The sequence below is a fragment of the Roseovarius sp. B08 genome, assembly GCF_051417955.1.
Classification (GTDB): Bacteria; Pseudomonadota; Alphaproteobacteria; order Rhodobacterales; family Rhodobacteraceae; genus Roseovarius.
This window is the reverse complement of sequence record NZ_JBPRLW010000001.1, coordinates 2,267,841-2,291,417: the sequence shown is the minus strand read 5'-3', so window position 1 is coordinate 2,291,417 and position 23,577 is coordinate 2,267,841. Positions and strand designations below refer to the sequence as shown.

The 23,577-nt window shown below is 60.0% G+C and carries 25 protein-coding genes and 1 tRNA gene; 22 read left to right on the top strand and 4 right to left on the bottom strand.

The genetic code is table 11. The features are described from left to right. The first annotated feature begins 11 nt into the window (after nucleotides 1-11). The 15 genes from ACSQ76_RS11575 to ACSQ76_RS11505 all read left to right on the top strand — a co-directional run bounded on the left by ACSQ76_RS11575 (nucleotide 12) and on the right by ACSQ76_RS11505 (nucleotide 9,983). Nucleotides 12-473, top strand: a complete 462-nt coding sequence (locus tag ACSQ76_RS11575) for an Rrf2 family transcriptional regulator (RefSeq protein ID WP_306129859.1) — start codon at nucleotides 12-14, stop codon at nucleotides 471-473. Between the two features lie 127 nt (nucleotides 474-600). Further along, nucleotides 601-1,662, top strand: coding sequence for a cysteine desulfurase family protein (locus tag ACSQ76_RS11570; RefSeq protein WP_437156687.1), 1,062 nt, complete (start codon nucleotides 601-603; stop codon nucleotides 1,660-1,662). Then, a complete protein-coding gene (sufB, locus tag ACSQ76_RS11565; RefSeq protein ID WP_306129455.1) occupies nucleotides 1,646-3,166 on the top strand; it encodes a Fe-S cluster assembly protein SufB in 1,521 nt (506 codons plus the stop codon). Before ACSQ76_RS11570 ends, sufB begins: the two co-directional genes overlap by 17 nt. Continuing rightward, nucleotides 3,163-3,480 carry a hypothetical protein gene (locus ACSQ76_RS11560; RefSeq protein WP_437156686.1) on the top strand — a complete coding sequence of 106 codons (318 nt, stop codon included), beginning with the start codon at nucleotides 3,163-3,165 and terminating at the stop codon, nucleotides 3,478-3,480. The genes sufB and ACSQ76_RS11560 overlap by 4 nt, the downstream gene beginning before the upstream one ends. 80 nt (nucleotides 3,481-3,560) lie before the next feature. Next, on the top strand, nucleotides 3,561-3,896 hold the full coding sequence (locus ACSQ76_RS11555) for a hypothetical protein (RefSeq protein ID WP_437156685.1): 336 nt from the start codon (nucleotides 3,561-3,563) through the stop codon (nucleotides 3,894-3,896). Next, a complete protein-coding gene (locus tag ACSQ76_RS11550; RefSeq protein WP_437156684.1) occupies nucleotides 3,893-4,207 on the top strand; it encodes a heavy metal-binding domain-containing protein in 315 nt (104 codons plus the stop codon). The genes ACSQ76_RS11555 and ACSQ76_RS11550 overlap by 4 nt, the downstream gene beginning before the upstream one ends. Further along, entirely contained in the window at nucleotides 4,207-4,482 is a 276-nt protein-coding gene (locus ACSQ76_RS11545) for a hypothetical protein (RefSeq protein WP_437156683.1), read from the top strand. The genes ACSQ76_RS11550 and ACSQ76_RS11545 overlap by 1 nt, the downstream gene beginning before the upstream one ends. After that, nucleotides 4,479-5,081, top strand: a complete 603-nt coding sequence (locus ACSQ76_RS11540) for a hypothetical protein (protein WP_437156682.1) — start codon at nucleotides 4,479-4,481, stop codon at nucleotides 5,079-5,081. The genes ACSQ76_RS11545 and ACSQ76_RS11540 overlap by 4 nt, the downstream gene beginning before the upstream one ends. Before the next feature lie 30 nt (nucleotides 5,082-5,111). Beyond that, nucleotides 5,112-5,867 carry a Fe-S cluster assembly ATPase SufC gene (sufC, locus tag ACSQ76_RS11535; protein ID WP_306129451.1) on the top strand — a complete coding sequence of 252 codons (756 nt, stop codon included), beginning with the start codon at nucleotides 5,112-5,114 and terminating at the stop codon, nucleotides 5,865-5,867. Next, the gene (gene sufD, locus ACSQ76_RS11530) at nucleotides 5,868-7,154 is read left to right on the top strand and encodes a Fe-S cluster assembly protein SufD (protein ID WP_437156681.1); all 1,287 of its coding nucleotides are present in this window, start codon (nucleotides 5,868-5,870) and stop codon (nucleotides 7,152-7,154) included. Beyond that, complete coding sequence (locus ACSQ76_RS11525; RefSeq protein WP_306129449.1) at nucleotides 7,154-7,639, top strand: YIP1 family protein; 486 nt, start codon at nucleotides 7,154-7,156, stop codon at nucleotides 7,637-7,639. The genes sufD and ACSQ76_RS11525 overlap by 1 nt, the downstream gene beginning before the upstream one ends. Further along, entirely contained in the window at nucleotides 7,636-8,247 is a 612-nt protein-coding gene (locus ACSQ76_RS11520) for a YIP1 family protein (protein ID WP_437156680.1), read from the top strand. Before ACSQ76_RS11525 ends, ACSQ76_RS11520 begins: the two co-directional genes overlap by 4 nt. Before the next feature lies 1 nt (nucleotide 8,248). After that, a complete protein-coding gene (locus ACSQ76_RS11515) occupies nucleotides 8,249-9,469 on the top strand; it encodes a cysteine desulfurase (protein ID WP_437156679.1) in 1,221 nt (406 codons plus the stop codon). Between the two features lie 65 nt (nucleotides 9,470-9,534). Further along, nucleotides 9,535-9,825, top strand: coding sequence for a hypothetical protein (locus ACSQ76_RS11510; RefSeq protein WP_437156678.1), 291 nt, complete (start codon nucleotides 9,535-9,537; stop codon nucleotides 9,823-9,825). An 81-nt stretch (nucleotides 9,826-9,906) separates the two neighbouring features. Beyond that, nucleotides 9,907-9,983: transfer RNA gene (locus ACSQ76_RS11505), tRNA-Arg, on the top strand. Nucleotides 9,984-10,049: 66 nt separating this feature from the next. On the opposite strand, the gene ACSQ76_RS11500 is transcribed toward ACSQ76_RS11505, so the two are convergent. Both ACSQ76_RS11500 and ACSQ76_RS11495 read right to left on the bottom strand, forming a co-directional pair. After that, nucleotides 10,050-10,838 carry a GMC family oxidoreductase gene (locus ACSQ76_RS11500; protein WP_437156677.1) on the bottom strand — a complete coding sequence of 263 codons (789 nt, stop codon included), beginning with the start codon at nucleotides 10,836-10,838 and terminating at the stop codon, nucleotides 10,050-10,052. Beyond that, nucleotides 10,756-11,346: a hypothetical protein gene (locus ACSQ76_RS11495; protein ID WP_437156676.1), complete on the bottom strand. Its 591-nt coding sequence runs from the start codon at nucleotides 11,344-11,346 to the stop codon at nucleotides 10,756-10,758. The genes ACSQ76_RS11500 and ACSQ76_RS11495 overlap by 83 nt, the downstream gene beginning before the upstream one ends. Before the next feature lie 29 nt (nucleotides 11,347-11,375). On the opposite strand from ACSQ76_RS11495, the gene ACSQ76_RS11490 reads away from it, so the two are divergent. Together ACSQ76_RS11490 and ACSQ76_RS11485 are read left to right on the top strand one after the other, a co-directional pair. Beyond that, a complete protein-coding gene (locus tag ACSQ76_RS11490) occupies nucleotides 11,376-13,031 on the top strand; it encodes a hypothetical protein (RefSeq protein ID WP_437156675.1) in 1,656 nt (551 codons plus the stop codon). A 698-nt stretch (nucleotides 13,032-13,729) separates the two neighbouring features. Next, nucleotides 13,730-14,401: a hypothetical protein gene (locus ACSQ76_RS11485; RefSeq protein ID WP_437156674.1), complete on the top strand. Its 672-nt coding sequence runs from the start codon at nucleotides 13,730-13,732 to the stop codon at nucleotides 14,399-14,401. 1,103 nt (nucleotides 14,402-15,504) lie between these two features. On the opposite strand, the gene ACSQ76_RS11480 is transcribed toward ACSQ76_RS11485, so the two are convergent. Beyond that, nucleotides 15,505-16,629, bottom strand: a complete 1,125-nt coding sequence (locus ACSQ76_RS11480) for an oligosaccharide flippase family protein (protein ID WP_437156673.1) — start codon at nucleotides 16,627-16,629, stop codon at nucleotides 15,505-15,507. Further along, nucleotides 16,575-16,997 carry an oligosaccharide flippase family protein gene (locus ACSQ76_RS11475; protein ID WP_437156672.1) on the bottom strand — a complete coding sequence of 141 codons (423 nt, stop codon included), beginning with the start codon at nucleotides 16,995-16,997 and terminating at the stop codon, nucleotides 16,575-16,577. The genes ACSQ76_RS11480 and ACSQ76_RS11475 overlap by 55 nt, the downstream gene beginning before the upstream one ends. 286 nt (nucleotides 16,998-17,283) lie before the next feature. Between ACSQ76_RS11475 and ACSQ76_RS11470 the strand changes: the two genes are divergently transcribed. From ACSQ76_RS11470 to ACSQ76_RS11450, 5 genes are all read left to right on the top strand, one after another. Beyond that, entirely contained in the window at nucleotides 17,284-18,474 is a 1,191-nt protein-coding gene (locus tag ACSQ76_RS11470; RefSeq protein WP_437156671.1) for a polysaccharide biosynthesis/export family protein, read from the top strand. After that, nucleotides 18,471-19,412 carry a GumC family protein gene (locus tag ACSQ76_RS11465; RefSeq protein WP_437156670.1) on the top strand — a complete coding sequence of 314 codons (942 nt, stop codon included), beginning with the start codon at nucleotides 18,471-18,473 and terminating at the stop codon, nucleotides 19,410-19,412. Before ACSQ76_RS11470 ends, ACSQ76_RS11465 begins: the two co-directional genes overlap by 4 nt. Continuing rightward, on the top strand, nucleotides 19,381-20,685 hold the full coding sequence (locus tag ACSQ76_RS11460; RefSeq protein ID WP_437158192.1) for a GumC family protein: 1,305 nt from the start codon (nucleotides 19,381-19,383) through the stop codon (nucleotides 20,683-20,685). The genes ACSQ76_RS11465 and ACSQ76_RS11460 overlap by 32 nt, the downstream gene beginning before the upstream one ends. Before the next feature lie 13 nt (nucleotides 20,686-20,698). Beyond that, on the top strand, nucleotides 20,699-21,802 hold the full coding sequence (locus ACSQ76_RS11455) for a glycosyltransferase (RefSeq protein WP_437156669.1): 1,104 nt from the start codon (nucleotides 20,699-20,701) through the stop codon (nucleotides 21,800-21,802). 91 nt (nucleotides 21,803-21,893) lie between these two features. Next, entirely contained in the window at nucleotides 21,894-23,333 is a 1,440-nt protein-coding gene (locus ACSQ76_RS11450) for a hypothetical protein (RefSeq protein WP_437156668.1), read from the top strand. Nucleotides 23,334-23,577: the final 244 nt, after the last annotated feature.

Sequence of the window (23,577 nt, the reverse complement as noted above, 5' to 3'; positions counted from 1 at the left end):
GGGGGAGAGCGATGAAACTCAGCACCAAGGGACGTTATGCGATGGTGGCGCTCGTCGATATCGCGCTTCAGCAAAAGGACGGGCTGGTCACGCTCAGCGACATCTCGAACCGGCAGAGCATCTCGCTGCCCTACCTGGAACAACTGTTCGTCAAGCTGCGACGGGCCGAACTGGTGACGTCGGTGCGCGGCCCGGGCGGCGGCTACAAGCTGGCGCGGCCGGCGTCCGAGATCCGGGCGGTGGATATCCTGGCCGCGGTGGACGAGACGATCGATGCGATGCACAAGGGGGCGGGCGCGTCGGGAGCCACCAGCGGGTCGCGGGCGCAGAGCATGACCAACCGGTTGTGGGAAGGGCTGAGCGCGCAGGTCTACGTGTTCCTGCACCAGACCCGGCTGAGCGACGTGGTGGGCAACTCGCTGGCGCCATGCCCTGCCGTGCCGTCGCTTTTTGCCGTGGTGGACGAGGAATGAGGGCGCCTGCGGCGACAGGTCTTGCGCCGCCTGCGGCGCCGCGGTGGGCGGGGGCGCTGCCCCCAACGTCGAAACGGTGTTTCGACGACCCCCGGGATATTTATGGCCAGAAGAAGAGGGGGACGGTTTGAACCGGGTCTACCTCGATTACAACGCGACGGCGCCCCTTCGGGCCGAGGCGCGGGAGGCGATGGTTGCGGCGATGGATGTCGTGGGCAATCCGTCGTCGGTGCATGGCGAGGGGCGCAGCGCCAAGGCGCTGGTGGAGCGGGCGCGGGCTCAGGTGGCGGCCGCCGTGGGGTGCAAGCCGCAGGAGGTGGTGTTCACCTCCGGCGCGACCGAGGCGGCGCGGGTTCTGGCGGGTTTTGATACCGTGGAGGTGCAGCCGACCGCGCATGACGCGCTCTGGGCGCATCACGCGCCGGGCGAGAGTGGGCCAATGGTGCGCGCCATGGGGCTGGCCAATTCCGAGACCGGGGTGGTGACGCAGCCCGAGACCGGCGAGAACCTGCTGCTTCTGGATATCACGCAGGCGGTGGGCCGCCTGCCGTTTTCGTTCGCCTGGTCGGGTGCGGATCTGGGCGTGATGTCGGCACACAAGCTGGGCGGGCCGAAGGGCGTGGGCGCGCTGATCGTTCGGCAGGGGGTGGATATTCCGGCGCTCAGCCCTGGCGGCGGTCAGGAGATGGGGCGCCGGTCGGGCACCGAGAACATCATCGGCATCGCCGGATTCGGCGCCGCGGCGGAGGCCGCGCAGCGGGATCTGGAGGCCGGAACCTGGGACGAGGTGAAAAAACTTAGAAGGATTCTAGAAAACGCTATTGAGGAATCCTCGCCAGTGACTATTTTTGTCGGGAAATCCGAAGAAAGGCTGCCGAACACATCCTGCTTCATCACGCCCGGCTGGAAGGGTGAAACGCAGGTTATGGCGATGGATCTCGCGGGGTTCGCGATATCGGCCGGTTCGGCCTGTTCCAGCGGCAAGGTCAAGGCAAGCCGCGTGCTGGCGGCGATGGGGTTCGACGAGGTGGAGGCGCAGAGCGCCGTCCGGGTCTCGCTGGGCCCCGCGAACACGGAAGACGAGGTGCTGGCCTTTGCGCGAGCCTGGGCGAAACAGCATGACAAGTTCCGCGCCCGCGCGGCGTTGAAGAGAAAAACCGAGGAGGTGGCCCATGGCGGCACTGGATGAAACCCAAGTCAAGGAAGGCGTCGACAAGGAAACGGTCGACGCGGTGCGCGACATCAGCACGTACAAGTACGGCTGGAATACCGATATCGAGATGGAGTACGCGCCCAAGGGGCTGACGCCGGAGATCGTCAAGCTGATCTCGGAGAAGAATGGCGAGCCCGAGTGGATGACCGAGTGGCGTCTGCAGGCCTACGCGCGCTGGCTGCAGAAGGAAGAGCCGGACTGGGCGATGGTCGACTACCCCGAGATCGACTTTCAGAACCAGTATTACTATGCCCGGCCCAAAAGCATGGAGGTCAAACCCAAGTCGTTGGACGAGGTCGATCCCAAGCTGCTGGAAACCTACGAGAAACTGGGCATTCCGCTGAAGGAGCAGATGATTCTGGCCGGCGTCGAGGGCGCCGAGGAGGCGCCTGCCGAGGGCCGCAAGGTGGCCGTGGACGCGGTGTTCGATAGCGTTAGCGTCGGGACGACCTTTCAGGCGGAGCTGAAGAAGGCGGGCGTGATCTTCTGCTCGATCTCCGAGGCGATCCGCGAGCATCCCGAGCTGGTGAAGAAATACCTCGGCTCGGTCGTGCCGGTGAACGACAACTTCTACGCGACGCTCAACTCGGCCGTCTTTTCGGACGGCTCGTTCGTCTACGTGCCGCCGGGCGTGCGCTGCCCGATGGAGCTGAGCACCTATTTCCGCATCAACGCCGAGAATACCGGCCAGTTCGAGCGGACGCTGATCATCGCCGACAAGGGCTCTTATGTCAGTTATCTCGAAGGCTGCACCGCGCCGCAGCGCGACACTTCGCAGCTGCACGCCGCCGTGGTGGAAATCATCGTCGAGGAAGATGCCGAGGTGAAGTATTCCACGGTGCAGAACTGGTTCCCGGGCGACGAAGAGGGCAAGGGCGGCATTTACAACTTCGTCACCAAGCGCGCCGATTGCCGGGGCGACCGGGCCAAGGTGATGTGGACGCAGGTGGAAACCGGCTCGGCCGTGACCTGGAAATACCCCAGCTGCATCCTGCGCGGCAATGAAAGCCAGGGCGAGTTCTATTCCATCGCCATCACCAACAACTGGCAGCAGGCCGATACCGGCACGAAGATGATCCATCTTGGCAAGAACACCAAGTCCCGGATCGTGTCGAAAGGCATCAGCGCGGGGCACGCGCAGAACACCTATCGCGGGCTTGTCTCGATGCATCCCAAGGCCAAGGACAGCCGCAACTACACCCAGTGCGACAGTCTGCTGATCGGTTCGGAATGCGGGGCGCATACGGTGCCTTACATCGAGGTCAAGAACAACTCGTCCCGGGTGGAGCACGAGGCGACCACGTCGAAGGTCGATGACGACCAGCTGTTCTATTGCCGCCAGCGCGGCATGGACGAGGAAGAGGCCGTGGCGCTGGTGGTGAACGGGTTCTGCAAGGACGTGCTTCAGGCCCTGCCGATGGAGTTCGCCATGGAAGCGCAGCAGTTGGTGGCGATTTCGCTGGAAGGCAGCGTGGGATGACCGAAGGGTGCCGGACACCCGAGGCGCCCCGGAGCCGGCTGCCGAGGCTTGGCCATTCGGGGCGCCTGCGGTCCGGCACCCGGACCTTTACCATGCTGCTGCTTGGCCATTTCCTGGTCTTCGTTCTGGCGATGAGCCATGACGAGATCGCGCTGCAGGCGGTCGAAAGCGGCTGGATCCGGCCCGGTCAGGCAGAACTGGCCGAACTTGGCATGGGGCTGGTCCTGTTCATGATCTGGGGGTGGCTGAGCGTGCGCGTGGCAGGACTTTTGCAGGAGGCGCGCGCGGCCTCGGACGGCAAGGCGGAACGATAGAATGATCGACACGACCACGCAAAACATCGAAGGGCTGCAGCTTGTGGCGATTGCGCTGGAAAGGTCCGTGGGGTGATAAGATGAATGGTGGCGGAGAAACAGGCTTTAATGCGGCGCTGAATGACAGCAAGGCCGCCAGCTTCTTTGATGGAGGGCGCGAAGGCGTTCTGGCCTTTGCTGCGGTCGGGCTAATTTGCATTATGCTTGTCAGCCAGTTTGCGCCGGCGGAATACAATCCGATTGTTCTGACCTTGGCTGTCTTGGCTGTTTCCACCGTCAGCATGATCGTTGTGGCACGTTTCTTTGCTCGTCGGCAGACTAAAGCGCGAGAGGTCGAGGCGGATGCGTACCGTGCCATGATTGAAAACGACCGTCAGCGTCAAATCGCGGAAATGAAAGGTGAGGTCGAGCAATGATCATCACGACGACGAACACCATCGAAGGGCGCAAGATCATCGATTACCGCGGTATCGTGGTGGGCGAGGCGATCATGGGGGCCAATGTCTTTCGCGATTTCTTCGCACAGGTGACGGATATCGTCGGCGGCCGCTCCGGCGCCTACGAGACCAAGTTGCAGGATGCCCGCGACACCGCCATGCACGAGCTGGAGGAGCGGGCGAAGGCGTTGGGGGCGACCGCTGTGGTCGGCGTCGATCTGGACTATGAAGTAGTTGCGGATTCCATGCTGATGGTTTCGGCCAGCGGGACGGCGGTGGTGCTGGACTGATGCGCTTTGGGCAACATATCACGACGAGGATCGCGCGCCTGAAGGAGGGGCTTGTCGCACAGCTGGAGATGCTTGCCCTGTTCATCGGCTTGGTGATCCTCGCGTCGTGGATCAGGGATGTTGCGATCTGGATGGGAGCGACGCCGCGCGGTGCCGATATTACCGCGTTCTGCATTTGGGTGTTTGTCTTCTGGATGGCAGTGATCTGGTGGATGTACATCGGATACACGGCTGACATGAAACGTGCTGCGGCGGGGTCCGGCAAACAGTCATGACCCCGACCGCCACCATATCGCGGCCCGAGCTGACGCTGCCGGAGGCCGAGGCGGAGGTGCTGCGCGCGGCCTACGCGGGTGCCGACGTGATCCTGGAATACGGGTCGGGCGGGTCGACCGTGATGGCGGGCGAGATGCCGGGCAAGCGGGTCTTCTCGGTGGAGAGCGACAAGGACTGGGCGCTGATGATGCGTCGCTGGTTCGACGAGAACGCGCCCGCCAAAGGCACCGAGGTGGACGTGATCTGGTCCGACATAGGCCCGACGAAGGAGTGGGGCTATCCGACCGACGCGGAGCAGTACATGCGCTACCCGCGCTACCCGCTGGAGGTCTGGGACCTGCCCGAGTTCCGCCAGCCCGACGTGGTGCTGGTGGATGGGCGGTTCCGGACGGGCTGCGTCCTGGCGACGGCGCTTCGCACCGAGCGGCCCGTGCAGCTGTTTATCGACGACTACAAGCGGCGCAAGCAGTACCACGTGGTCGAGAAATTCATTGGCGCCCCAAGGATGACGGGGCGCATGGCGGGGTTCGAGGTTCAGCCGCTGACCCTGCCGCGGAACGAGCTGTTGAACGTGATCGAGATGATGCTGCGCCCCTGAGGGGGCAGCGACAGGAAAAAGGAGAGAAAGATGTTGGAGATCAAAGGCCTGAAGGTCGATCTTGAAGACGAGGAAAAGACCATCCTGAAAGGCGTCGACCTGACCGTCGAGGCGGGCAAGGTGCACGCGATCATGGGGCCGAACGGCTCTGGCAAGTCGACGCTGAGCTATGTTCTGTCGGGTCGTGAGGGCTATAAAGTGACCGGCGGCACGGCCACGCTGGAAGGCGAGGACATCCTGGACATGGAGCCCGAAGAGCGTGCCGCGGCGGGGCTGTTCCTGGCGTTCCAGTACCCGGTCGAGATCCCCGGCGTGGGCAACATGACCTTCATGCGCACCGCACTGAATTCGCAGCGCAAGGCGCGGGGCGAAGAAGAGATGAGTGCGGCCGACTTCCTGAAGCTGGTGCGCGAGAAGGCCGCCACGCTGGAGATGAGCAACGATATGCTGAAGCGGCCCGTGAACGTGGGCTTCTCGGGCGGTGAGAAGAAGCGCAACGAGATCCTGCAAATGGCTGTTCTTGAACCGAAAATGTGCATCCTGGACGAGACGGATTCCGGCCTCGACGTGGACGCGATGAAGCTGGTGTCGCAGGGCGTGAACGCGCTGCGCGACGCGGGCCGCGGGTTCCTGGTGATCACGCACTACCAGCGCCTCTTGGACCACATCAAACCCGACGTGGTGCACATCATGTCCGAAGGCCGCATCGTGAAGACCGGCGGGCCGGAACTGGCGCTCGAGGTCGAGAAGAACGGGTATGCCGATATCAAGGCGGAGGTGGCGTAAATGGCCTTGCCCCAAGCGAAACAGGACGCCACCGAGGCGCGCCTTGCCGCGCTGAGCCTGCCCGACGCGGCTGGCTGGTCCAAGGCGGCACGTCAGGACGCGCTGGCACGGCTGCGGGCCGCGGGCCTGCCGCAACGGCGCGACGAGTATTGGAAGTTCACCCGGCCCGACACGCTGGTCGAGGCGGAGGCGCCCAAGGCCGCCGTGTTCGAGAGCGACGAGACCGAGATGTTCGACGATGTCGACCGCCTTAAGATCGTGTTCCGGGACGGTGTGTTCGATGCCGAGGCCAGCGATGACCTGAGCCTTGAAGGCGTGAAGATCGACCGTCTGGCCGAGGCGGGCCAGGCCGATATTCACTGGGCCAAGGACCTGTACGGCGCGCTGGAAACCAATGGCCAGACGCCCGTGGCGCGGCCTTTGGCGACGCTGAACACCGCCGCCGCGAGCGATGGCGTGCTGATCCATGTGACCGGCAAGGCCAGCAAACCGATCAACCTGATTTATCACCACGAATCAGAGACTTCGGACGCGATCCTTCACCACGTCATCAAGCTGGACGCGGGCGCGGATCTGACCGTTCTGGAAAACGGGCCCGCCGCCGCGCGGTTCAACAAGGTGATGGAAGTCGACGTGGCCGACACCGCCGCGTTCCACCACGTGCGCACCCAAGGCCGCGACCACGAGCGCCGCGCGGTGACGCATATCTTCGCGCGGCTGGGCCGGGAAAGCGCCTTCAAGTCCTTTACCATGACTGCCAACGGCGTGCTGACACGCAACGAGTGCGTGATCGAGCTGACCGGCGACGATGCCATCGCGCATGTCGCGGGCGCCTGCGTCGGCGACGGTGATTTTCACCATGACGACACCGTCTTCATCACCCATGACGCCGAGAATTGCGAAAGCCGGCAGGTGTTCAAGAAGGTCCTGCGCAACGGCGCGGTGGGCGTTTTCCAGGGCAAGATCCTGGTGAAGGAAGGCGCGCAGAAGACTGATGGCTACCAGATCAGCCAGTCGCTGCTGCTGGATGGCGACAGCGAGTTCCTGGCGAAGCCGGAGCTGGAGATCTATGCCGACGATGTGGCCTGCTCGCACGGCTCGACCTCGGGCGCGATCGACGAGGAGGCGCTATTTTACCTGCGCGCGCGCGGCGTGCCCAGGTCCATCGCGACCGACCTTCTGACGCTGGCCTTCCTGGCCGAGGCGGTGGAAGAGATCGAGGACGAGGGCCTGCGCGACGGGATCGTCGCGCGCCTTGAAGGCTGGCTGGTGCGGCGGCGCGGCTGATGCCGGTCACCACCGATATCGTGGCCGCCTATCGCGGCCCGCGAACGGTGTTCCGTCGCCTGCTGGCGATGGGCGCGAACGAAGGGCGTGCGCTGGCCATCCTGATGGCGGGCTGCGCGCTCTTCTTCATTTCCGAGTGGCCGCGCCTTGCGCGCGAGGCGCACCTGACCGGGCAGGAGCTGAACCCGATGCTGGGCGGGGCGCTCTTGGGATGGATCTTCATCGCGCCGCTGATCTTCTACGGCATCGGCACGCTCACCCAGCTTGTGGTGCGGATCATGGGCGGCCGCGCCTCGGGCTATGCCACGCGGCTGGCGCTGTTCTGGGCTTGGCTGGTGGCCAGTCCGATCAAGCTGCTGCATGGCCTTGTCGCGGGTTTCATCGGCCCCGGTCCGGGCTTGACGGCGGTGGGCGCGATATGGCTTGTGGCGTTCCTGTGGGTCTGGGTCTCGGACCTGCGCGAAGCGGGATGGGGACAATCATGACCGAAACAGCACTCAAGCCCCTGTTCGTGACCACCGTGCGAGATCCGCGCAGCGGGGCGGCGCGGATCCTGGGGATGAACCTGCCCGTGCAGGCGCTCTGGATCGCGGTGTCGCTGATCTCCGTCGTGACCTCGGGCGTCGTGGCCGCACTGGTCCAGGCCGCGCCCATCCCAGAGGGTGAGCTTGGCGATCTTCTCAGGACGTCGCCGGTCTACAGTTCGCCGCTGATCTTTGCGGTCATGCAATGGGGCAGGGCGGTTCTGTCGGTCTTCATGCTGTACTGGGTCGGTCGCGGTCTGGGCGGGCGCGGCAGCTTGCCCGAGGTTCTGGCGGTCATCACCCTGCTGCAGGCGGTCAGCTTCGTGCTGGTGGCGGGCTTTGTCCTTCTGGGCCTCGTCATCCCGATCCTGTCGTCACTGGGTCTGCTGGTCTTTATCGTCTGGTGGATGTGGGCGGTGTCCAACATGCTTGACGTGGCGCATGGATTCGGCAGCCCCCTCAAGGCGTTCGGCGTGATGTTGATTGCGATCTTCGGCGTATTGGTGGGGCTGTCCATCATCACGGGCATCATCGGCGGCCTTTTCGCCACAACGACAGGAGCAGTCTGAGATGTACGATATCGACGCGATCCGCCGCGACTTTCCCATTCTGTCGCGCGAGGTGAACGGCAAGCCGCTGGTCTATCTCGACAACGGTGCCAGCGCGCAGAAACCGCAGGTGGTGATCGATGCGATCACCACGGTCTACAGCCACGAATATGCCAACGTGCATCGCGGGTTGCATTACCTGTCGAACCTGGCGACAGAGAAATACGAGGCCGTGCGCGGCACCATCGCGCGCTTTCTTGGCGTGGCGAACGAAAACCAGATCGTGCTCAATTCCGGTACCACCGAGGGGATCAACATGGTCGCCCATGGCTGGGCCATGCCCCTGATGGAGGCGGGCGACGAGATCGTCCTGTCGGTGATGGAGCATCATGCCAACATCGTGCCCTGGCATTTCCTGCGCGAACGGCAGGGCGTGGCGCTGAAATGGGTGGACACTGACAGCACCGGCGCGCTGGACCCGCAAAAGGTGATCGACGCGATCGGCCCGAAAACCAAACTGGTGGCGATCACGCACCTGTCGAACGTGCTGGGCACCAAGGTCGACGTCAAGACGATCATAGATGCCGCCCATGCCAAGGGCGTGCCCGTGCTGGTGGATGGCAGCCAGGCGGCGGTGCACATGCCGCTGAACCTGGATGAGCTGGGCGTGGATTTCTATGCCATCACCGGTCACAAGCTGTATGGTCCGTCGGGGTCGGGCGCGATTTTCGTGCACAAGGACCGGTTGGCCGAGATGCGGCCCTTCATGGGCGGTGGCGACATGATCCGCGAGGTCAGCAAGGACGAGGTGAGCTATGCCGCCGCGCCGATGAAGTTCGAGGCCGGCACGCCCGGGATCGTGCAGACCATCGGACTGGGCGTCGCGCTGGAGTACATGATGGGGCTGGGGATGGAAAACATCGCCGCCCACGAGGACCGGCTGCGCGACTATGCCGTGGGCAAGCTCGGCGGCCTCAATTGGCTTCAGATTCAGGGACAGACGCCGGACAAGGCGGCGATCTTCTCGTTCACGCTGGACGGCGCGGCGCACGCGCATGACATCTCGACCATCCTCGACAAGAAGGGTGTGGCGGTGCGCGCGGGGCATCACTGCGCCGGGCCGCTGATGGATCATATCGGGCTGACGGCGACCTGCCGCGCCTCGTTCGGCCTTTACAATACCGAGGCCGAGGTCGACGCGCTGGTCGACGCGCTGGAACTGGCGCACGAGCTTTTCGCTTGACCGAAAAAGATTGAACGGATCATCCTAGCGTACCGACCCATGGCCGGAACACCAAGGAGATCATCATGTTCACGCTTCGCACAACCGCCTTTGCCGCCCTCATGGGAGCCACCCTGTCGGCCTGCACCGAGACCCCCACGACCCAGAGCCGGGCCGCGATCACGCCCGACCCGATCATGACCAAGTATGACAGCGACGGGGGCGGCGGTGGCTGTCCCGGTGGCGGAGGGCAAACCAGCGCCGCCGGTGGTGGTGAGTGCCTGCCCGACTACGATCCGCAGACGCCCCGTATTCCGGGCCAGCCCCAGTCCGGCGGCGGCACCGGTGGCGGCGGGCAGCAGGGCGGACGCCCCTGACATCGCACGGCGGCCTGCGCTGGCCGAGCTCGGTTTTTCATCGTTGCGACGGGGAAACGAACCGGGTATAGCACGGCGCAGGCACCTGTAGCTCAGCTGGATAGAGCGCTGCCCTCCGAAGGCAGAGGCCAAAGGTTCGAATCCTTTCAGGTGCGCCACTTACCATTACGTTTAATACTCTGCGTCGCGTTCAAAGCGCGTCAGATGGTATCAAGGCCGCTGATTCACGTCGCTGAGCGATGCCTCAGATGATCCGCGAGGCGAAGGGCGAGGGCGACAATCATCAAGGTCGGGTTCGCATGGCCGCTTGTCGGAAAAACCGACGCGCCTGCCACGTAGAGGCCTTTTATTCCATGCACCTTGCAGTTCCGATCGACGACGCCGTTTCCGGGATCATCGGACATCCGCGTGGTGCCCGCCGTATGCCCCATATCGATGATCGACGCCTTTTCGAAGTCGTTTTGCCTGACCCAGCCCTCGAGAACCGGTACAGGCAAACCGGCCTTCTCGAACTCGAGACACATGAGTTCCGCAAAACGCATGATGGTTCGTCGTTCCAGTTCGCCTAGCTTCCATCGCACCTCTGGATAGGGCACACCGAAACGATCGACATGGCTGGACAGGGTGACCCGGTTTTCCGGATCAGGCGCCTGTTCGCAGATCACTTCTATCGGGAGCCTCACCAGCTTGTGCGGGACACCGCCCGTCATAAATTCTTCCACTGCCATGTTCGGCCTGAAGCGAATGACCTGATCGACAATGAACCGGGACAGCCCCTGCGGAAACCTTGGGTTCTGGATCGCGAGGCGCCCCATGCCCCGGACGATCAGGCCGGGGGATTTGGCGACGGTCATCCCATCCGAGAGATAGCTTTCGCTTCGCCGTTTAAGGATCCGTTTCAGGGCATCCCACGGATTGTCGGGCGCGCGTTCACCCGGCATGTAAGCTGCGCAATTCAGCAGGCCTTCGGCTTGCTGCACGCTCTCGCTTGGGGCGATGCCACGCATGTACATGTTGACGGCACCATGGGTCTTCAGCCGAAAAAACCGAACAGCTGCGCACGCCGGTCGCCATTTTGCCTGTGGCGTCCGTGAGGTTCTCGAGGGCGGTCGCATCGGTCATGATCCGGCACCCACGGGCCGGCGCATTCACGAATTCTGTCCCGACATGCATCACTTCCATCGGCCTGATCGTCGAGCGTGAGAACTGCCAGAAGAACGAGCCGAGCACGGCAGGATCGGAGCGTGGTTCGGGCGGTCTTCGTTTCATCAACGTCCAAAGACGGTCATCATAGCAGTTTGCGCCCAGGTTGAGGCTGGCGGCCGCGCGGTCCAGATGGGGGCCGAGGTCATGATGATCGATCGGCCAACCGCTGCCGGGCACCCAGTCCCGTCTTGCATAGTCGATCCCGCCAAAGGCTGCGGACTTGCCGGCCCAGGCAACGGTGCGCCGGATGGTAGCTTTGAGTCGCGCCGACAGTGCCGGGCATGCTATCGTGAAGCCGATTATATCAAGTTTCATTCCGGCACCTGCCGGGGTCCTTTATCAGATTGGTGAGCCCGATGAATGTTTTGCGACCATTGCTTTTGACATCCGTGATGATCGCGGGAGCCCAAGGCCGTGCCGAGGAAAATCCGCCGGAGTTCCGGCTCGGGGTACAGGCCCATTTCGAGCAGGGCTGGTCGACGCAGTTGATCGAGCGCGCGGCAGAGCTTGGCGCAGTCTCGGTGCGCGACGAAATCAGTTGGCGCGAGAGTGAGACCACGAAGGGCATCTACGATTTTTCGATCGCCGACCAGTACATGCAGCCTTTGATCGAGGCGGGGATCAAGCCTTTCATCGTGTTTACCGGAAGAAACCCGCTCTATGATGACGGGCAAACACCCTATTCCGATGAAGGTATTGCCGGCGTGGCAAACTTCATCAGTGCGATTTACACCCACTATGGTGCGGAGAACATTGCAATCGAGATAGGGAACGAAGTGAATTCGGATGACTTCGTGACTGGTCCGTTCGCCGAAGACAAGCCTGGGAACCTTGCCGCGGTCGTACGGGCCGTTGACGAAAAACTGGCCCGAGACAATCCCGGCGCCGAGATTGTCTGCGCGGGATTGAATACGATCGCGATGGAGTTCTATCGGGATTTCTTCCGGGCAGGGGGCTTGCTGGCCTGCGATGGCATCTCGTTTCACCCCTATCGCGATTATCCTGATACGCTGCGCGTCGAGATCGATCGCCTCAAGCAGCTGATGCAGCTTTTTGGGGGGGAAAAGCCGCTTTATGCGACGGAATTCGGTATCTGGCTGGAAGATCCGGAAGAGGCGCCGGACTACATGAGCAAGATGGTGATCGAACTTGCATCCGCAGGCGTACGTGAGGCGCACTGGTATGCGCTGACGGACGAGCCGTGGTGGCCGAATATGGGGTTGCTGGAAGAGGACGGTAAAACCGAAAAGCCTGCGGCGGACGCGTTTCGCTTCCTGCAGGAGAACCTGTTGCCGTTGGGCCGACCGGTCTCACGCAGTGATCTTCCGTCTGTCCGGGTTTTCGAGTTCGGTTCAGACGGCAAGGCCTACGCGGTTTGGGGGGCGGGCGGCAGGCTGAAGGTCGACGAGGCGGCGGAGTTCTACGACACGCGCGGACGGCGCATCGACAGGGTGGACGTGTTGTCGGACACTCCGGTCTACGTGATCGGGGAAGGCATCGACGTAACGGTGGAGTCCGCAGGGCTGGTGGCCGACAGTCTATATCAGTTCAATCAGCCGCCCTGGAGTTACCTGGTCCTTCGCGCCGGCAGGTCGCTGAGACCGTTGGAGATCATTGACTGGAACTGGACCAGCTACCGCGGTTCGCCCGAGCTGTCACCGCTGGCCGTGCGCGACACCGGTATCACCACAGCGCGTTTTCACGACAAGCCATACCATGCCATAGAGCGGTTCACCGCAAACGAGGCGGGCGCGTATCTCGTCGAGGGGTGGTGGAGGACATCAGAGGATTCCGAGCCGTCTCGCCTTATCATCCGGCACAATCGGAACATTCTGCTGGAGGTGCCGGAGTTGCAGGCGGATCCCTATGAACTCGATCAGTTCGAACTGGTTCTGGAAGCGGGCGATGTCGTCGATTTCGAACTGGCCCCCGCAGGACCGTCCGGCGACAGCTCGGTGCGGCGGCGGATCCAGGTTTTTCAGTTGCCGGCAGAAGAGTGAAGCAGATGGGCATGGCAACCTCGCGCCATTCTCTGTTGTCTCGGAAAATTGATGTTTCCCAACCCTTCTCCTTTTCGAATTCTTCGACAAGTTCAAGGCACTCATGATGCTCGAGCGATTGCGAGCCGGAAGTTCATTTACGCGCTGATGGTAGTCGAGGCTAGGTCCAACTGAGGCCCAACCCAAATGGTTCTTGAATCCGCCTGGGGGCAGCGGCCCCACGCCGCCCACGGCGGACAGCCGCCCGCCGTGGTCTTCTTCAATCAGATCAAAATCGACCAGCAGGGGCAGAGAGTAGCTTAAAACATGCCCAGAACTGTATAAGGGAAGGGGTGTAGCTTATTTTATGTGACCACTTTGTTCGCATCTTGGCGTTCAGGTTTTCGGCTTATCCACTCATTGCGCAGTTCGGCTTTTACATGGCTGATTGAAGCTGCCAGATGGTTCCTAAAATGGCGTTTCGGTTAAGAATGGTTGGAGCGTAACACGACCGGTAAAAACCCTTGACTTTGCAGCATCGTGTGTTGATCATTAACTATTCGCAAAGGTGAAAAGCGTTGTTTTCACTACTCAAATATCAATCGAGTTGTCATGTCGCGCGTTGGATAGAGATCTATTGGTAATATCTTGTTGATTGATACGACATAAAGCGAGATTGATAAGTAATCCTGAATATTGATGTTTTTTAAAGGTGAGAGATGATGTTCAACTATGATCCGGGAATGCAAGCGGGTGAGATCGCCTCGCAGGGCTATGCTCATTTGAAAGGTGTGTTGACTGACGACTTTCGGAGTTATCTTCAAACCTTTCTTGCCGCCGCGATGACAGAAGCTTCGAATGAAAGCGATGACTGGAAGATCAAAGGCAAGAAAAGACAGTTTGTATTCGATTTTCCTTCGGACGAAGCGGCGGAGGAATTCCGCAAAGGGATGGCCCGGCTTACCGGCATCGCTGAGGATGATTTCACCGTTTCCGAGCGGCATCTGAAGGTCTATGACGATGCTGCAAACCCCTATCCGGCGCCGCACAAAGATCGTTCGGCATCTTACTTTTCGATCGGCTTGCCGGTCCGCATTCCGGAGGGATCCACTGTTTGTGTCTTCCCGAGCCTTGACCCTGGGCCGAACACCGAACCGAAAGCGGTGTTTCTCGAAGAAGGTGATTCTGAGAAGATCCGAGCGCTTTACGACAGTCCGGAGGCCCGGATGCTGAACGAAAGCTTGGGCGATGTAGTCGTTTTCCTTGGTTCCAGCCTATACCACGAAAGAGTAAAGGCTGCTGGAACGGCGGTGCTGTACATCAAGGTTAACGGCGATCGCTCTGATCCTTTGGGAGAGAACATTTACGCGAGTATGGCAGTAACCGAGTAAAGTACTCGCATCGCTCATGGAAATGCCTAGTTCGACTGTATGGTAGGGTCAGATCCCAGCCCGCAGCTGTGTCTAGCGATGACCGGACACATCAGAGAGCAAGCGTTCTGATCAGGCGAGCACGTCGCCCTACATGCAAATAGACGCATCCATAGTAAGGATCGCCAGTGGCGTTCGATAAAGACGTTCTCGGAAGCCGGCGATGTCGTCGATTTCGAACTGGCCCAAGCGACGATACTCGGGTCATATCGTCAAGGCAGAATGTGTCGCATGCGGCGTCGCGCTTCTGTACAATCAACCTTTAGATGTGTTTCGATAGGTTTGCTGGACGTGGCAACGATGTTCCGGTTCATTTTCGGTACTGTCGAGAAATACACGTTCCAAGCGATGCGCGTTGGGTACGAACAAGCGCCGACTCCATAGCTTTTCGAAGGCAGATACGTTGCCTGTGTCGGCATTTTGAAGGGCGGTAACCCATCAAGAACGGCTAAGGAAGCTTGAATTCTCTTGAAAATTGTTGATTCGGTCTGGGTCTTACAGGTTAGTGTAAGCCCTCGTTCTTTGCTTTTGTCGTACGGCGCGAGGCAGACGATTTCGACGGATTACTTCTGAATAGGGATAGAAGCGCAACCTTAAGGTTAAATTGTTTCCTGTATGGAAACAGTGGCGGCAGGCTTCTGGTATTGTTTCCTTAATGGGAAATTCTGTTACTTAGCAACCACTTAGAGGGCAAGGGCGAGAATGATCAATACCCAGGTCATGGCGCATCCGACGACAACCGAAATTCTGAGAGTGCGCTTTCCGAACGGAACACACTGCCGCGCGGATCGATCCAAGACCTGATCCTCTGAAGCCCAATCTTTTGGCTGTGTGTGGTCCTGTGGGTGCATGACGTGTTGTAACTCGCTCAGGCAACAAAATAACTACTTTTCGTCTTGCCGTCCATTTACCGCAAGATTTGGCCGACGGCGTGCATCACAAGACATGTCGCATTGTGAATCTCATTCCTAAGTCATCTCGGGAACGGGAACTGCACGATGCTGTCCGTTCTTGACGGTGCGCCTGGCCCTAAGGATATAGTGCTCAATTATAGGTTGCAATGCTCAGGCCTTGTTATTGGCGCCGCGGTCTTTGCTGAACTGACTGACCAGCATTCGCCTGATGGTTCCGTCGAGCAAAAGGATCACGGGGATGTACAGGGCAATCATGGTCAGACCCAGGATGGTGAACCGCAGCAGGGCAGGGAGCTGATGCGCAATTTCCAACCGTACAGCGAAGATATACCCGGCGATCGCCAGTATCAGCGCTGGCAGGATCCGCCAGCATCCTTTCAGAATCTGGGTCCAGTGGATATTCGCAAAACGTTTCATAAAATACGCGTTGAAGGTGAAAATGATCAGCGCCGCAACAAGCTCGGAAATCGCGATCGCCACGATGCCATAGCTTGCTGCGATCAGGATGCAGGACACGGTGATGATCGAGAAGACAAAGATTATGCGGGGGAGGAGATCAGTCCTTCCGGCCAGCGACAGGATCGGAATCGACGCGTGGTTGGGCAGTCGGACGAGGCCGGTCAAAGCCAATATTTGAACCACAGGTCCCGAGGCAGCCCATTCGTCGCCCAACAGTCCGACGATCAGATCCTGTCCGAGGATTGCCACGACAACGAACACCGGCGTGGCACAGTACAGCTGAACGCGGAAGAAGATTTGCGAGAGTTCGTCGAACTTCCCGGTCCGGCTGCTTTCGTCACCCTCGCGCGCCTTTCGGAACAGCGACCACGCGAGCACTCGGACGGGCTCGCTGAATATCTCTTCAAAGCCGTTGATGATGCGTTGTGCAGCCCTGAACAGCCCGACGGCCGTCGGCCCGACGAACCCGCCGATGATGAATGTAGAGGCGTAGACGCGCAAATTATAGAGCACCTTGGTCAGGATGATGTGCTTGGAAAAGCTTGCCATTTCCCTGACGAGGGAGAGGCCTGTCGGAAGCCGCGGTCGTACCCTGGCACTTATGCCCGTTGACAGCGCCCACACAATTCCGTTGGCCACACGGCCCAGGGCGAGGGCCAGGATGCCGTAACCTGCAAAGAGGCCCCAGATCGCCACGACGAGGCCTGTGATTTCGCCCAGCACGGCGCAGACCGCGGCGGATTCCAGCCTGTCCTGCCAGTTCAGCAATCCAGCGTAGGCGGTTGCCGTGGCGGAAAATACAACGCGGATCGACATGAACACGCCGAGCAGGACCAGGTCGGGGTATCGAAAAGCGGACCGGCAATGATCGCGATCGCGACGCCCGCTGCGGAGGCGAAGCATCCGCTGGCGACGGCGATGAAAACCGCGCTGCCGTGTTCTTCCTCTGCGGTTTCGCTCTGCATGATGTATTCGGCCCAGCCCGCCATGGCCAGCTGCTCGAGGATCACCACGCAGGCTGCGACAAGTGCAAACAGCCCGAACGCGGCCGGGTCAACCCATCGCGCGACGACGAGAAATACCACGAACTGAATGGCTTGGATAATGACGCGAGATACAAGAGTCCAAGTTCCGCCCCTGAATGCCGAAGCTGATGTGGCGCTTGTCTGGCTCGGCCTGCTCATGAGAAATTGCCTGTCATGTTTCCCGAATCTAAATTCTTGTTTTAATTTAATAGTGTGCAGCTATTAACACTGTTAACGTCCGAAGGTCTTACGAAAGTATCGGTGCAGGTGCAAAAGCCCAAAGTTAGCTGATGCAAGCCACTGGCATAGACAGATCAAGTTGCTATCATCAGTTTCTTTATGGTGGATTTAATGATTCGAAATGTGCTTTAAATTGGGACGCCCTGTATTTGCCAGTTCTTCAGGACCCGGAGTCCAGTGCCTGGTATGGCTTGTTGCACTCGCAATGCTTGTTCTGACGACAGGTGTATCGGCGGCGACACCTGAAGACTATCTGATAAATGTTGGCGACGAACTCGAGCTTGACGTGCTCGACGATGCCGATCCACCGGAGCGTTTCATCGTAGGCCGCAACGGGGCTGTGCAGCTTCCTTTCATCGGCAGTTTGGTCGTGTCATCCAAGACCGTTGGGGAAGCACGCCTGCAGATCAAGGAAGCGTACATCGAACGAGAGATCTTCGTGAACCCCTCGATCGAATTGTCCATCGCAGCGTTCCGGCCGATCTCTGTTCTGGGCGACGTGCGTGAACCCGGCAACTACGACTACCAACCGTTCATGACTGCCGAACAGGGCGTCGGCCTGGCCGGCGGGCCGACGATCGCGGCCAACAATGAGGAAGCGCGCGTGCTGGAGCGTCGCAACCTCGAAGGGGCGCTGAACAATCACGAATTCGATCTGGCGCTGGCGGCGGCGCAGTATGCGCGTGTGCAGGCGCAATTGCAGGGGCAGGACAGCGCCTCATGGTCGAACCTGCCCGAGGACGCCAGGGCCGACATCAACCGCGAATTGTTCGATGAGCACAAGATCAAGGAGGATCAGATCATCGCCCTGTCCGCGGAGGATGTCTCGAAGAGGCGGAAACTGCTTACGGATGCGGCGGAGGAGGCGCGCAATCGTATTGCATTGCTGGAACAGCGCGAAGTCATTCAGGGGCAAATCCTGCAGGTCACGGAAGCGGACCTGGCCCGTGTCAAGGACATGGCCGAACGCGGATTGGTCAAGACTTCGAGCGTCAACGCGAGCGAACTGGGATTTGCCCAGGCGCAGAGCGACCTGCTGAGGCTGAAGGAGCAGAAATCGGATGCCCGCGGACAGCTTGCGGATATCGAGTCCGAACTGTCGCAATTTGACTCTGATCTGAAGAAGCAGCATCTGAATGAATCGCAGATGTTCTGGAGTGATATCAAGAAGCTGAAGGCAAGCAGGGCGTCTATCGAAGACCGGATTCGTCTGCTGGACCAATGGATGAGCGCGGCATCGGGCCTGGATACCGAATACCTGCTGGAGTACCAGGTGCGCCGGCGCGAAAACGGCCAGTTCGTGAACGAGGTCCTGGAACCCTATGACGAGCTGTTGCCGGGCGACCTGCTCGTGGTCGTCGTCAAATCGCCGGATACGCTCGAGACCGAGGGATGAAACCGACACCCCATACGCGCAGCTGGCGGGATACTGCCTTAGAGGCAGGCACGAGCAGGCTTCAGCAGCCTTTTCAGTCGATCGATCTGATGGGGATGTACTCGGTTCTGGAGCGGAACCTGCGACTGATCCTGGCGATCGTGGTTTCGTTTACTGTTCTCGGCTACATTTACCTGCAATCGCTACCACCTGAATACTCTGCGCGTGCGTCGATCATCCTCGATACCCGAGAGGAGCAGATAACCCCTGCGCAAGAGGTGATTTCGAACCTCAACGTGACCAGTGCGGTGCTGGCTGGGGAAATCATAACCATACGCTCGAATGTCTTGATCGGTCGGGTCGTGGACAGGTTGGACCTGACCAACCATCCCGAATTCGATCCCCGTTTGCCGCGTTGGCCGGGTCTCTGGCCGTTCACCAAGCGTTTGGTCACGGGAAGCGAGCCCAGTCATGAGGTTGCCCAGAGGCTTCCCGACAGCGTGCTTCGGTCATGGGTCGTGGACGCGCTGCGCCAACGGATCGCCGTAGAGCAGGTGGGTGTGTCTTACGTGATCGCCATCAGGGTAGACAGCGTGGACCCGGAACTTGCGGCGGAAATCGCGAACGCAACGACGGAAGAGTATATCGAGAGTCTGCTCGATACGAAGGCCGTGGCCACACAGCGCGTCAATTCCTGGCTTGCTGAAAGGCTGAACGAATTGAGCGTGCAGGTGGAGGGAAGCCGACGACGCGGTCGTGGATTTCAAGGCCGAGATGATAGATGCAGCCGGGGGCAGCGAAGAGAGCATCAATCAACTGCTTGCAGAGCTGAACATCAGGTTGGTCGCGAGTACCACGGAAAGAGCGGATTCGGAAATTCGCCTGCGCCAGGTCGAAAATCTATTGGAGGAAGGTGGCTTGGACGCAGTGGGCCATGTCCTGACCTCACCGTTGCTTGAAACTCTCCAGCAGGACCTGGCGGAGTTCGCGGCCACCCGGGCGCAATTGCAAAGCTCGCTGGGGCCGCGGCATCCGGACATGATCCGGATATCGGCGCAGATATCCGACATCGACAGAAGCATCGAGGGCGAGCTGCGCCGCCGGGTGGAGGAACTGCGCAGCAACGTGCGTATCACCGGAAACAGGGAAACCGCGCTGAGAGATCAGATCCAGATCGTATCGGAGCAGGCCGACAAGCTGTCGAAGGACTCTGTCCGGCTTGGACAACTGGAGCGGAGCGCGGCGGCAACGAGGCTTGTTTACGAGAACTTCCTCACACGTTTCAAAGAAACCAAGGCTCAGGCTGATTTCCAGACGCCCGAGGCCCGTGTGATTGGTACGGCGGTCACGCCTGTCGTCCCGTCCGGGCCGAAGAAGACGCTCTTTTTGCTGAGCACGATGATAATGGGGCTGGCCGCCGCGATCGGGTTCGTCTTCCTGCGCAATCTGGTTCGCTCGCCTGTTTCGAACTCCTCGGAACTCAGGGCGCTGACGAACCTACCGAACCTGGCGGTTCTGCCCTATGTCCGCAGCGCGTTCAATGACAAGAATGCATGGCTGAGACACGAACTCGTTGCGGAGCAGGGGTCGCCCTACCTCGAGCGGGTCAAGGCCATTCGCACGGAACTCTTCAATGTCGATCACGGAGACCAGCCCAAGGCCATCATGATTACCTCATCGGTACCGGATGAAGGCAAGACATCGCTGAGCTGCACCCTTGCGAAAGTGCTCATCCAGCCGAGGAAATCCGTTCTTCTTATCGATGCTGACCTGCGCCGTCCGGATATTCGCCAAGTTCTGGACATGCCGAAAGACGGCAGTTGTCTGGTTGATTTCCTCGAGGGCAAGATAAAGCAGCAAAATCTGATCCAGAGGTCCGAGCTACTTGGGATCGATGTCATTTCACCTTGCCGAAGCACGGACAAAGCCTCCGATCTGCTGTCTTCTCCGGCCTTGTCGGGGCTGATTACGCGCGTGTCGCAAAAGTACGACACGATCGTCATCAACGCGACCCCGATCCTCCATCTTTCCGATACGCTGCTTCTGGCCGGTTTGTCCGATGCCACTCTGTTGGCGGTGAAGTGTGACAGCACGTCCTCCAAAGTCGTCACAGAGTCGCTGCATCGCCTTGAGAAAGCGAAGGATGCCAATGTGGTCGGGACGGTTTTGACGATGGTGCGTCGTTCCCATTCAAAGGGAACGGAACTCGACATGTTCAATTACGAGTACTAGGGCGCATTGAACGGTGAAGGTCGCGATCGTCCATTACTGGCTGGTTGGCATGCGCGGAGGCGAGCGGGTCCTCGAGGAACTCGTCCGCCTTTATCCGCAAGCCGATTTGTTTACCCATGTGGCGGACCGCGAGAAGTTGTCCGATCTTCTGGCGAACCAGAGAATCGTGGAAACGTTCGTTTCCCGACTGCCGTGGGCCAAACGCCACTATCAGAAGTACCTCGGCTTCATGCCGCGGGCCCTGGAAGAACTGGACCTGTCCGGGTACGACCTGGTCATTTCTTCGGAAAGCGGGCCCGCCAAGGGCGTCATCGTACCCCCGGGAACACCGCATATCTGTTACATTCACTCGCCGATGCGGTACATCTGGGATCACTACCAACTGCACAAGTGGCAGCTGGGGCGGTTGGGCCGCATGTATTATTCCCGTCTTTGCCATCAACTGCGCATCTGGGACGTAACGACAGCGGCGCGGGTCGATCATTTCGTCGCCAATTCGACGTTCGTCGGCGCGCGCGTCAAGCGCTACTATCGCCGAGACGCCAGCGTGGTGCACCCGCCGGTCGATCTCGAACAATTCGGGCTGCCCGACGCAGACACGGAGCGCAAGGCCTACCTGTTCGTGTCACAACTGGTGCCCTACAAGCGTGCGGACCTCGTGATCGAGGCGTTCCGGGGCTTGGACCAACAGCTGATTGTCGTTGGCGATGGAAGCCAGCGCGCGCAACTTGAAAAGAACCTGCCCGCAAACGTGACGCTGCTTGGAAGCGTGCCCGCTTCGGACCTGCGCAACCTCTATCAGACGTCGCGCGCCCTCGTCTTTCCGGCGGAAGAGGATTTCGGGATCGTCCCGGTGGAGGCGATGGCCTGTGGAACTCCGATACTGGCCTATGGGCGTGGCGGGGCCCTGGACAGCGTCGTGGATGGCAAGACCGGCCTGTTCTTCGACGCGCAGACGCCGGAAGCCATTCGCGACGTCATTCAAAGGTTCGAGGATCAAACCGAGATGTTTGACCCTTCGGTGATCCGTGCGCATGCTGAAACTTTCGGAGGAGACCGTTTTCGACGCGAATTCGCTGAGATCGTCGATGGAGTGCTGGCAGCAGGCGCCGCGTGACCTGGCAAGTCCTGCCTGGTTCACGCAACGCTCGGCCAAGACAACGATGCCGTTTGCGAGCCCCACTTCATGACCTAGCCGGGACGCCACAATGACTTTTGCCCCATTCGCTGCCATTTTCATAATAGCTTGGTTGTGGGTGGTTCTGCGCAACCTGGAGAAGGGGATCACCTTTGTGATCGCCGTCCTGCCTTTCGGGATGTTCGCGGCGATTAGCCTGGCCGGGCTGTCTCTACTTCTTGCGAACTTTCTGGCGATGCTGACCATAGCTGCATTGGTCGTGCGTCGGATGGCATCCCGGACCTCGGGTACGACGGTGATGTTGCCGCCTGAGAGCAGGTACCTGGTCTTTTTCGCCGGGTACGCGCTGTTTTCGGCGTTTATCCTTGTGCGCCTGTTCGAGGGTGACTTCCTAGTCTTCCCGCTGAACCTCAACGCCGGGACAACTCAGGTCAGCATCTCCTATCCGTCCGCCATGTGGCTATTGCGACCGAGCGGTTCCAACCTTTCGCAGTCGTTCTATATCCTGTTGTCCTGCGGCTTTTTCCTTGCTGCGATCAGTGCGGCGAAACGCTGGGGCAGCCATGTCATAGAGTTTGGGCTCGTCTGCGCGGCGTGGATCAACATCATCCTGGGCATCCTGGATTTCCTGGCTCTGGATGACTTGCTGGCGATTATCCGGACAGCCGATTATAGCCTTGCCAATCAGCAGCAAATGGGGGGCTTTGCGCGGGTCATCGGCGGGTTCTCCGAGCCGGCGAGTTTCGCTGCGGCGTCGTCCACTCTTACAGCCTATTTCACGATGTCCGCATTGATAGGCCGGAAGTCGCGCGATGTCGTTTTGGCCACTGGCAATATGGTGTGCACAGTGCTCGCGTTCTCCTCGACCGGCACAGTGGCGTTGCTAGGGGCTGGCGTGCTGATCCTTCTGCACGCCCGCGGTTTTCTGACAAACACATTGTCCCGGACGTTTGCGCATGCGCTCGTGATCCTGGCCGCGGCCGTTGTTTTCGCGACATGCCTGTTCGTGCTTCTGACGCCCGCCACGGATCTGATCTCGGACATGATCCAACGACTGATCCTCGAAAAGCGCAACTCGATGTCTGGCATAGAGCGCCGCGCGTGGGCCTACACTGCTTTCGTCGCCTTCTGGGAAACATGGGGGCTCGGGGCAGGGGCAGGTTCGCTCAGGGGGAACGGGTTGTTATCCGTCCTGATGGGGAGTGTTGGACTGCCGGGCGTGATCGCTTTCGCGGGGTTTCTGTACTATGCGGTTCTAAAGCCGATCGGACACCAGGACGCAGAAATCCAGCGGATGTTTTACGCAAGCAGGGTCAGCAGTCTCACCTTGCTTTGCTCGATGCTTCTGTCGGCCACTACGGCAGATCCGACGCTGTTGCTGATGTCCGTGGCCGCACTGGCGGCCGTCTCGCGCGACGCATCTGTGCGTGTCTCCAACAATCTGGGCCGTGACGAAGAAACGGCCCATCAACCAGGCATGCCGCTGCAAGGCACAGATATGCGGAGTTAGAGCGATCAAGGAATGACCGTCGATCTGAAAAAAGACGTATTTTCAACACATTCTACGAAAAAAATAGCGAAAAAAACCTTTAACCTCTGGCGGTTATGCCTTCCTTCTGCCGCAATTTCTTAATTTTCGGTAAAGATTTGAGGCAAAAAGGGCAGTATGATCTATAATTGATCGTGTCCCGATTCTCTAATCGGTCCAATTCGTTTTGTCTTTCGTACGGTAACCATCATGCTAGTCCCATTTA